Source organism: Allobosea sp. TAB14 (assembly GCF_052113865.1).
GTDB classification, from domain to species: domain Bacteria; phylum Pseudomonadota; class Alphaproteobacteria; order Rhizobiales; family Beijerinckiaceae; genus Allobosea; species Allobosea spartocytisi.
Map to the genome: position 1 here is coordinate 1 of NZ_JBFRDQ010000147.1, position 10,440 is coordinate 10,440.

The 10,440-nt window shown below is 60.3% G+C and carries 7 protein-coding genes and 1 pseudogene; 1 reads left to right on the forward strand and 7 read right to left on the reverse strand.

What is annotated here, in order from left to right; translation table 11 throughout:
- Positions 1-3,037: 3,037 nt before the first annotated feature.
- Complete coding sequence (locus AB4Y99_RS20070; RefSeq protein ID WP_441524557.1) at positions 3,038-3,433, reverse strand: PRC-barrel domain-containing protein; 396 nt, start codon at positions 3,431-3,433, stop codon at positions 3,038-3,040.
- Between the two features lie 244 nt (positions 3,434-3,677).
- On the opposite strand from AB4Y99_RS20070, the gene AB4Y99_RS20075 reads away from it, so the two are divergent.
- Complete coding sequence (locus tag AB4Y99_RS20075) at positions 3,678-3,878, forward strand: hypothetical protein (RefSeq protein ID WP_441524558.1); 201 nt, start codon at positions 3,678-3,680, stop codon at positions 3,876-3,878.
- A gap of 419 nt (positions 3,879-4,297) precedes the next feature.
- Here the strand turns inward: AB4Y99_RS20075 and AB4Y99_RS20080 are convergent, their stop codons facing one another.
- The 6 genes and pseudogenes from AB4Y99_RS20080 to AB4Y99_RS20105 form a co-directional block, all read right to left on the reverse strand.
- Positions 4,298-4,597 (reverse strand): PRC-barrel domain-containing protein, encoded by a 300-nt coding sequence (locus AB4Y99_RS20080; RefSeq protein ID WP_441524559.1) that lies wholly within the window; start codon positions 4,595-4,597, stop codon positions 4,298-4,300.
- Between the two features lie 403 nt (positions 4,598-5,000).
- Positions 5,001-5,129, reverse strand: a pseudogene (locus AB4Y99_RS20085) (DUF892 family protein); the annotation flags it as partial.
- A 152-nt stretch (positions 5,130-5,281) separates the two neighbouring features.
- Positions 5,282-5,698, reverse strand: coding sequence for a DUF1236 domain-containing protein (locus tag AB4Y99_RS20090; RefSeq protein WP_441524562.1), 417 nt, complete (start codon positions 5,696-5,698; stop codon positions 5,282-5,284).
- A gap of 348 nt (positions 5,699-6,046) precedes the next feature.
- Positions 6,047-7,324 carry a DUF763 domain-containing protein gene (locus AB4Y99_RS20095; protein ID WP_441524560.1) on the reverse strand — a complete coding sequence of 426 codons (1,278 nt, stop codon included), beginning with the start codon at positions 7,322-7,324 and terminating at the stop codon, positions 6,047-6,049.
- An 808-nt stretch (positions 7,325-8,132) separates the two neighbouring features.
- A complete protein-coding gene (locus AB4Y99_RS20100) occupies positions 8,133-9,212 on the reverse strand; it encodes a phospholipase D-like domain-containing protein (protein ID WP_441524561.1) in 1,080 nt (359 codons plus the stop codon).
- Positions 9,213-9,529: 317 nt separating this feature from the next.
- Entirely contained in the window at positions 9,530-10,429 is a 900-nt protein-coding gene (locus AB4Y99_RS20105; RefSeq protein WP_441524563.1) for a LysR family transcriptional regulator, read from the reverse strand.
- Positions 10,430-10,440 lie beyond the last annotated feature (11 nt).

Sequence of the window (10,440 nt, forward strand, 5' to 3'; positions counted from 1 at the left end):
AACAGACGGTTTCGGCTTCAAGTCACCGGCGATATTTTCGAACGTGATCGATGAACGCACGTAGCGGGCCAGCACCAGTCGGCGGCCAAGATAATAGAGAAACGGGCAGAGAATCTCAGCCACCACTCGAGAAGAACAGAGACCAATGCGCCGTCATCCAGATGCGGTCGCAATCCTCGAAGATCGTCAGGATGCCCCGACCAGCGATCGCCACGTCGATGGGTAGATCGACTGCCCTCCCCGGCTGGATGACCAGAGCAGCCGGCGATACTCATTGCGAAACCGTTTTGCTCCGATGCGTAGTGGCGAAGCTCGAATACCGCCGCCTTGTCGGCCTCTTCACGCCCTTGTAGAAGGTGTGACGCAGCTTGCCGTCATCGGTCCAGCCACAGAACTGGATCTCGGCGAGGCGCAGTAATGGCCGTTCAAATAAATCAGGTCGAAGGCATAATGAGTGCCTCCGAGGCCAACCGTTTGCCGCGATAGCCATCCCGTTTCACCTCGAAGGCCCAATCCGGACCGGCCGGCGCCTTGTCCTTCAGCGCGGGCATCGGATCCGGATAACAGATCGCGTTCGGATTTCCGGCGCCGGGTGACCGGTCCYTYCCTGTATCGACACCCYGGGCCGGCCCSTAAAATCCGACGCGTCCTCATGAACGCAACTCCGCAACGAACCGACTCGCAAACGAGTCGGTAGCCGAATCGTTCCGGGCGGAACTCCCTGGGCGCAGATCGGTTTGAAGACATCGGCAGGAACCGGAGCGCCAACGATGGTTTCGAGACAACCCAAGGAGCCGGAGCTACAAACGCCGTTTCGACATCGCGAGCTTTACAGGGAGCGATGTCGTGACGACGACGGCAACATCTACACGGTCATAGTCTGGCARGGCTACCCTGGCCTYGRGACCACATTCTACTCGCTGGACGATGGCACGCCGGTGCAYTWCGARGACGATTGCATCTTCACTATCGTTCCMACCGGCGAACAGCTAACCCGCAGCGAAGACTGACGGCGATTTCAATAATGCGTGCCGACCCAAGACGTGGCCGACGGAGGRACGAACGCGCAGATCCGCGATTCAGCAGAGTGTGAGCTGAGGGGATCGCGGATGCGACCGACCTGAGGAGGTTATCGGCATGCTGCAGCTTGTCGCCGAGAGGATACCAAGCCCCTCTGGGGAACGGTGATGCGCTCCCACCGGCGTCCTCCGCTTGAATTTTGGATTTGGCTCGCCGTCATCGGCATCATCGCGATTTCGGTCGTACTTGTCTGGACGTTGCCGGAAACGATCCAGCCAATGTACCGCAATACTTCTCTTGATTCTTATTGACACCCGATGCTTCGCGGCGCGTAGTGGCCGCTAAAATCGACTTCCCCCGCTAAACGGGCGGTTAGCATCCTCGGTTTCCGCGTCGTATACGGACGATCGGCCATCAAATGAAACCAACAGTTGAAGCGTACACGGTCGCATTGCCGTGGTACGAGCGCGACGATTTTGCGCAACTTTTAGCGCTGGCGCAGGACCGCGAAGAGATGCCAGGTGACTACGATACTTGGCATCGGAATGCCACCAAAGTCATCAACGCTTGGCTCGCGAGGGGACGGGTACTCCAAATTGTCACCATCCGGCCATCCGAATTTATCGCTTGGGTCGAGAGCCGGGGGCTCCCCAACACMGCAGCAACGCGGCTGCAGTACGTGCTGGAGCGCGCGGCTTGTGGCGACACTATAGATACCTCTGGGCGGTCATGATGGCCGCCTCGCGCCAGTGTGCCGTTCATCCCATCGGGAGCGCTGCCGAGTTTCGGCGTACCCTTGAACGAATTCGCGCTCTGGAAGGGACCTCGTCGGATTCAGATGCGACTGCTCGCGAGAGGGAGGCTCTTCAAAGATCCCTCGTCGAGTATCTCCAGCGACGAGCGAAGCAGCGATCTCATCAATAGTGGTTGGTCAACTGCTGCGGTGTCTGYCGTGCTGCTTTTTCATGGACTGGCCGCGTTTCGCGGTCCGAGCGGAAGCTCATCAACGCTGCGACGACTCGCCCAAAATAAAAGGCCCGGCACCGAGCGATTAGGCCGGGAAGAACGCGAGCCGTGATGCGCAGCGGCGGCGTGCCTGCCGCGTGGCTGAGCTGAGGCTGCGTCTTCTCCGGATCAGTCCCACCTTTTGGACGCGAGCCAGGCAAGCACCGCTACGGCTATCATACCGGCTGCGATCAAGAATGGATTTTCCATGTCGTCCATCTACCGCAGGGGTCCTGCCGCGGTGTTAATTCTGGACCACCGGGTTCGTGGCAACACCTCCCACGAAGTTGACGTGCCTATCCGAATAAGCGGTAGCGAGGGCAACGAGCTCTTCCCCACCGGAGAGCACGAGCCTGAAGCTATTACCGAAGCTTCCCGGATCGACCGAACGGATATTTCCGATAAGCGTGCCCTGACACACCGGGCCGGGCTCGTTCTGGGCGAAGCAATAACCAATAGAGAGGTCCGTGCCGTCTCGCAGGATTAACCTGCCATGGCCGGATTTCATGATGATCTCGATTTTGATTGCCGGCCGAACCGCACTCGGGCGGTGTTCTAGCGCGCAAAGGCAGCGCTGAGATCATAGGGCGCTTCTATCACGCCGATAGCAAGGCTTCTTGCGCGCCCGCGGCTCGCGAACAGCCGTTTCCAGAAACGATGAGGAGRCAACTGAAAAACCGCTCCCTGCCCGCTGGCCCAAGGCAAATCACGCTCAAGTACGGTTCGGCTGCCCATGATAACCGCGAAACGAAAATGGCCCGGCTTCCTTTCGGAGTGCCGGGCCTGATGACCGTCGTCGCGCGCAGGCGAACGGTCGCTACTGAAATCGGTAATCTACCAGCCGATCGGTCGCCGGTACATCCGCGGCTATCTGATCGGCAGTAGGCCGGTAGAAGAGGGAGTTAACACTCGCGTGCCGACACCCTCAGCGCACGCTCGGCATCGGGGAGCAGAGCGCAGATCTTGGACTTGCTACCCCGTGAACGGTTCCCACGACGGAAAGTGGCTAAGCCTATTTCTTCCAACGACCTTCATACTTGAACTCAGGCGCCGCCTTAAGTGCGTCCTTCGTGGTCTCCATCGTGGCCGACCACTTCTTGTCGTTCTCGGAATAGTTCACCTTCACGGCGGCCGGCGAGACKATCACGTAGTGCTCTCCCATGCCGAGGAAGCCGCCGGCGGAAACGATGTAGCCGGCGATCTGACCGTTCGACATGACGATGTCCTTGATCTCGCCGATCTTCTCCTTGGCGGAGTTCTGGACATTGAGGTCGATCAGGTTGCTGCTCAGAACGTCAGTGGGCCGAGCTTTTACATAAACTTCGCGCGTGGACGTCGTCGCGGACTGAGACATGGCGGAAGAGGAAATCGCAGCAGCGGCCGCAAGGGCGACGATGAAAGTACGCATTTTCTTCCTCCGGAGACTGGCTCCCCAGCCGGAGCAATAACCACTTCCCGTTTTAGTTGTTCCGTTACGACAAGTCGAAATTTGAGTGCTACGGCCCACCCTCATCGCCCGTCCCGATCACCCCGCAAGAGGGCCGCAAGCTGGGCGGGGAACACGCGGGCGCAGAGTGGGAACATGCCTAAGAAGCAGGCGTTCTTCCGCGTGGCTCCTTCAAATCCGAAGTCCACAAACACAGGAGCTAACCATGCCTAAAGAAGCTCATACCAAGGCCGCCGAGCACCACCAGAATGCTGCAAAGTCGCATACCGCTGCGGCTGAGAGCCATGGCAAGGGTGACCATGCAAAGGGACACGAGCACTCTGCCCAAGCCCTCAAGCACTCGACAACTGCTCATGGCCAGTCCGAAGCCGCTCATGCCAAGAGCGGTTCGGCCCTTAAGAAGTGATGGCTGAACCAAGACTTTGCCGCACGGTATCTTACCAGACACCGTTGCACTAAACCGCGATGCGCCCGACCGCCGTGGCCGGGCGTTTTCTTTTCGACCGCGCCGGTTTTTTTCTTGGCGCGTTAGTTGAGGCGCCGCGGCTGGTCGTGTGATCCTGCATAGCTCGCAGCGGCCCGGCGCAGCAGATCAAGCCGTGGCTGCATGAGTTGCCCAACCCGCCATGCGACTATCGAAGAAATCATCATCCCGGCGAAAACGCCGAGGACAAGGGCGAGGTATGTCAAAAGTAGGCTCCGGCATAGGCACAAGCAACCCAAGGGACCGCGGTGGCGGAGGCATAGTTTCTGGCTGATGGGAGAGCCAAATCGAAAAAGGCCCCGCCGGCCGAAGCCAGCGGGGCCGTTGATCGATAACTGGCGTCAGGGGTCGACGTGCTCYGGCATCGCCTTCARCTCGTCCTTGGTCCAGTTCGTSACCGCGTGCACRTTTCCRTCTTCRTCACGCATGAATTCGAKCTGGTTGACCGGCACGGCGACCGGCTTGGCTCCGATCCCGAGGAAGCCGCCAACATCGATAACGGCCTGCGCCATCGGTCCGGAACCGTGGAGATGCGAAACCGAGCCGATTTTCTCGTCGCCCGGGCCATAGATGGTGGCGCCATCGAGCATGTCAGGCGTCAGGTCGGTCCCAGTAAGGCGGATATGCTGAGAATGATCCATTGTTCCCTCCGAGGGTTGTTGAACCAACGGGCGGAAAGCGATCGCGTTCCTCGCAGCGCCGGCTCAAAACAAAAAGGACCGCCCCTCCCAAACGAACGACGAGAAGTTAGGAAGGAGAAGGGGGGCCGCCCATTATGAGGGCGTGGCGACGGCCGAGGATTAGCTCGGCGATGGCGGGACGCCGCGGCGAGCTCGAGCCAGATTGTCCAGAGCCCATTTGGCATGCGGCAACTGATCGGCCCCGGATGGTCRCTGCATTGATCCGCAGRCGAGATCCCGACCGAAGCTACCGGCTCTGACGAAATCATCGTCGACCTCCTGGGCTCTCCGAAAAGAAAAAGACCCACCGGATATCTGGCGAGACCATACGTTCAAGSAGCTTTACGATAGATGTACTCGGTAGCTAGCTTCGTGAATTGCTCTTCTGTCGCAGCTCCCGCCGAGGTGGCTTCAGAAGTGATGCGCCGCCATTGCGACCGAGTTGCTTCGCCCATGCCACTAAGGTGCTGTAACGCATGATCTCGTAACGATCGACCGCCTGAGCTCAGATTGTTTAAACACTCCTTCTCGTTTTCGGCCAGCCGCTAACCTGACGATCAAAAAGCTCTTCCATCCCAGCGCGAAGGCAGAACGTCAGATCAAGGGGCGATTGACCCCGCGCCGACAGCGCGGGGTCGGAAGGCCTTATTCGATGACCTGGATGACCTTGCGTGTCCTCGGCTCGACGATCACCGTCCGATCATTGACAACGGTGTAGCGATAGCCCTTCGCGCCGAACTCGGCCGGGACTTCACGATAGGTCACGCCCGTCTCMGGGAGGACCGCGCCGACACGCACGTCCTCTTGGTAAGTATATGACGGAACTTCGTGAGCCCTGACATAGGTCTTGAAGCGTGGCGTGGCGTCGCCCGCAATACCACCGACGACGGCGCCGCCGACGCCGCCCACGACCGCCCCAACAGGCCCGCCAACGATCGCGCCGCCGACSGCGCCGGTCGCCGCACCAGCGGCAGCGCCCCCACGCGCGCCTTCGGGATTCTGGGCGAACGCCAGCACCGGAACCATCGCGACCACGGCAGCGAGAATGATCTTCTTCATCAGTCCATCTCCTGGTTATCCCCCAGATGGAGGCCTCAACTTAGAAGTCTTATAAACGGTTCCCTGAAGCATCCGCGTAACGACCTCGCGGAAGCCCCAGCGCGTCGGATCGGCTCTTGGCTCCGGAAAGAAAGAGTCAGTAGGTTTCGCAGCAGCAGAGTTTCAGGAATGCATGCGGGCCCGGKGCCGGCCTGCGCCTCGACCACGTGCTCCTCAGTATAGATCTGGCGGAGCGGCTGAYRGCGGGCGAGGTTGCGCCCAGTCCGCGGCTGCAACGAGGCTGGTGATCACGCCCCCACCTGCATATGCCTCGCCGGAACCATGACGAAGAAGYAGAAGGCCCGCTGCGCTCTATCGGCGTCGCGATCTCGTTTCGGCGTCTATCCCACCTGCCTCGGACCCCTCCCAGCCAAAAACGCTTCGCCCGCCATAAGCRGGCGAACGGCGTCGTTCTTCGGCGACATATTCGCCGARCGTSGGGCCTGTCGCGCTCCGCTCCAGCCGGCGGCTCTCGCTGTCCAGCCGCGCGATCGCGGCAAGACGGTCATCCTGACCGAGCTTCGCYTGATTGACGGCCGAGCGCAGGACGGCGATCGTCTGATCATAGACTTTGATCGGCACAGCGAARGGCTGCCGGTCCTTGCCGCCATGGGCGAGCGAAAAACGCGCCGGATCGCTGAAACGGCAGGGCGCACCGTGCAGCACTTCGGCGACCATCGCCAGGGAACGTACCGTGCGGGCGCCGATCCCGGGCACGAGCAGGAGCTCGGAAAAATCGGCCGGGCCGCGGTCGGCCGCAGCGGCCAAAGCGCCATGGAGGCGTCGCACCATCACGTCTTGGGGCCTSACATCGTGATGCGCCGGCATCACGAGATGCGGGAGGGTCAATTGCGGAGCGCTCCGATCAGTGCTGGGGTGAGCCGGCTGCAACGCCGCCAATTCCCGAACGATCCCGTCGGGCCCCTGCTCGCGCASCAGCGCGACCTGGGCCTCGCGCGCGTGATCTGCGCATGCATCGGTGAGGTTGATGATATTGCCTGCACTTCGCCCTTCGATCGCAGCGTGGGGCGCCTCGACAAAGCTGCCGAGCTCCTCGGAATGCCAGTGATAGCGCCGCGCCAAGCCGCTATCCCCGTTCATGCCCTGCTGCACGACCGTCCAGTGGCCGTCATCGGTTACGAAGAAGCCGTGCAGATAAAGGTCGAAGCCATCCTGCACTGCCGCGCTGTCGACCTTGGCGACGAGCCGGCTTGCCTGAGCCAGCGCCGTTCCGTCGAAGCCGACCTTGGTGCCGATCTGTTCGAGCTCCGCAGGTGTGCGGCGGGATTGGTTGCCCCGTCCGCCGCAGACATGAAGCCCCAGCTCGCCGGCAAGAGGCGTCAGGCCGCGTTTCAACGCCCCGATGACGCTGGTCGTGATTCCGGAAGAATGCCAGTCCATACCCATGATCGCGCCGAAGGATTGGAACCAGAAAGGGTGTGCTAGGCGCCGTAGCAGCTCGTCCCTGCCATAGTGCTGGATGATCGCTTCGCAAATGACGCTGCCCAACCTRGCCATGCGTTCGCCGAGCCAGAGCGGAACCCGTCCGTAATGCAAAGGGAGATCGGCGCTGCCTGATCGACGTGTCATGAGRCCCGSGAACGAAAAAGGAACAAGCCTTATAATCTCGCCCGAGATCTTGTGCCAGCCCRGRCGTCCATCGACCGACCAAACATCTCAAGTCGGGATTTGAAGCARCATTGCAAGGCGACCTCCGGCTCTCGTGCAAATCTCCGTTGCCGACGGAACAGCAGAGCCTCTGGAGCGTCCTGATTCTGGGATCCTRGAGGTCTRACAGCATTCCAACCGGAGACGKCGAGCATGGCCAAYGGCAATCGTGATGCACTCAACGACCAGATCGCTCTCCTGCGCCGRCAASTCTCGGATCTGACCGAGYTGGCGGCAGCCGCCTCAGGCTCGGCTCAGGAAGAAAATTTGCARGAGCAGATCAACGCGAAASARGAACGCTTGAAYGAACTTCTGAAGGAGCGYGGCGACGCGACCTAGACGTCAAACCAGTTGGGCGCCACGATCGATATCGTGTGGCGCGATCACGCAGTTTCATCCAGACCGGCGCACCTAGACTGTCGTGCCGGGTCGAGCGGTGTGTATCGGTGTGGCCCGTTTTCCAGGACTGAGACACCGCCGCACGATCCTGCGCTATGGCATTCTTCGAGCCGGTCCTGGCCATCATTTGAGAGCCGTCTTGTTGTCGGCGGGTTCGCGACTCGCGACGCATCGGAGTCCTCTACCCCGTCGTACTCGCGATGGCGGGCCACTCCCGGATCAGGTTCGGCGGCTCGACTTGGTTTGGGCCGACACGCGATCTCCAGCCGCTCGCTCGGCGCGCCCGGGCCGATGCAGCATCGGGGACAGCGGTTAGCTGAAGCTCCTTCCGCTATATTTGCGAGCGCGTTAGAGTTGCAAGCCAGTCAGAGAACTTTTCATTCGCAGTTCGACGTTGCCAGTCGGCCAGGGTGTAGGGTCTGGCGGCTGCGAGATCCTTGTTGAAGATTTCGACCTGGGATGCAGCGACCCCTCTGTCAAAGAAATTGATATTGGCTTCGTCGTTGAGGCGAAGCGCRCGATCATCGATGTTCGTCGATCCGATCGACGTCCAGATATCGTCCACGATCACGAGCTTGCAGTGATAGAAGGTCGGTTGATATTCGCTGATTTTAACTCCCGCTTCCAAAAGCTCCCCCCAAAAGTGCCGYGACGCCTTCCTGACGATCCGAGCGTCGGTCTGATTGCCCGGRATCAGGATTTCGACCTGCACTCCGCGGTGGCGAGCTTCCAGAAGCTGGGCCSTCGTCATCTCGTCGGGCACGAAATAAGGGGTGGCTATACGTATACTTCGCTCTGCAGATGCCAGCGCCGTCATCAACATTAGGTGCATCACGTTGCGCTGATGCGGTGAACTTAYCACAATCTGCGCTGCGTTTCCGCCCTGTTGTGGAATCTCTGGAAAGTAGCGATCCCCCAATAGCAACTCGCCTGTGGCTTCGATCCAATGTTCGGCAAACGCCGCCTGCAACTCGGCCGCAGCGGGCCCTTCGATCCGATAGTGATTGTCTCGCCACTCGCTTGGCGAGCGAGCATCCCCGTTCCATTCGTCCCCGATTCCGACCCCTCCRGTGAAACCWAGMCGRCCATCCGYRATCAGAAGTTTGCGATGAGTGCGGTTGTTGAGACGATCGACCGTGTACCAACTGACGGGCCGGAAGCGGACGACTTGCACGCCKGCTTCATGCATCCGCGTGATCAGCGCCTGATCCATGGGAATGCTTCCGACCCARTCGAGSAGGACCTTMACGCTCAASCCCTCGCGGGCCTTGGCCGACAGAGCRTCGGCAAACTCATTTGCRATGTTGCCGCGCCAATAAATGTACGTTTCAAAGCTGATCGTTTSCCGCGCCTCGCGGATGGCCCGCAGCATCGACGGAAAAATCTGATTGCCGTTGACGAGCGTGTCCACGGAATTTCCGGGAATATAGTTCGATCCGAAAAGYGCTCCCATGGAGGTCTTGAGCTGGCGATCSTCTGAAGCGARGCTGTGYGCCAGCGGCTGACGCAGTTCCTGCGGGKCGGGCAMCAGGTTCCCGATAAGGACGCTCCCCGCCACGCCAAGTGCRGCAGATGCGACGCCAATGACCATCAGACGGAGTCGGGAGTTCATTTGGCCCGCGAGTTAGAAGAATTGCCGCTGGAACGAGCGCAGGCTCGCGCTCACGTGGACGCAACGCGCGAATTCGGCCGCGAGTTTCATCGCTAGCGGCCCTACCGGCCCGACACTCACCGACCGTCTGCCATTCCCAAGCCTGAGGTGAAGTCGCGCGCAAGAGCGATGAATTCTCTGAACGCAGCAGAAGGGTTCTTTCGGCCAGGGTAATAGAGACAAAGTGGCGCCACGGGCTTCATCCAGTCCTCTAAGACCTGGACAAGACGACCGTCTTGGATGTCTCCGCGCACATCCGACTCCATAAAAAAGCCCAGGCCGATGCCGGTGAGGACAGTAATCCGCGAAAGGCTAGCCTCGTCTAGTGTGATGGGCCCCTTGACGTCGATTTGAACAGGCTGGTCGTCCTTCTCAAAATGCCATCGATAGATCTCGCCGTCGGGCAACCTGATACGGATACAGGCATGGTTGAGCAGGTCGAGGGGCACGCGGGGTTTGCCGTGTTTCGCAATGTATGTCGGCGAGGCGACCACGACATGTGACTTGGACGGTCCGATCGGGATGGCGATCATGTCGCTTGGGACAAAATCCGCGCTTCTCACACCAAGATCGAAGCCGCCTGCGACCACATCGACCAAGCGCCCCTCAGTGACCAGGTCGATATGGACCTGCGGGTAGCGTCGCAGATACTCCAGAATGACAGGTGCGAGAATCTCGCGCGCGGCGGTGGGAAAGGCGTTTATCCGGATCGTACCCGAAGGGGTTTCCTGCTGCGACTTGGCGCTATCCATGGCGCTGTGAATGTCGACAAGGGCAGGACCGACCTGCTCGACGAAATTCCGTCCTGCATCTGTGAGCGAAACGCTGCGGGTTGTTCGGTTGAACAGCCTAACCCCGAGCTGCCGCTCGAACTTCGCAATGATGTTGCTCAGCGCAGTGGTGGAAACCTGCAGTTCGACCGCTGCCGCGCGGAACGACTTCCGGCGCGCGATGGCCATGACGGCGTCCAGCTCAATGACGGTGTGTC

What these genes read in the sequence shown, in the direction of transcription:
- AB4Y99_RS20075 (WP_441524558.1), top strand. Translation starts at nt 3,678, where the DNA reads ATGCCTAAAGAAGCTCATACCAAGGCCGCCGAGCACCACCAGAATGCT.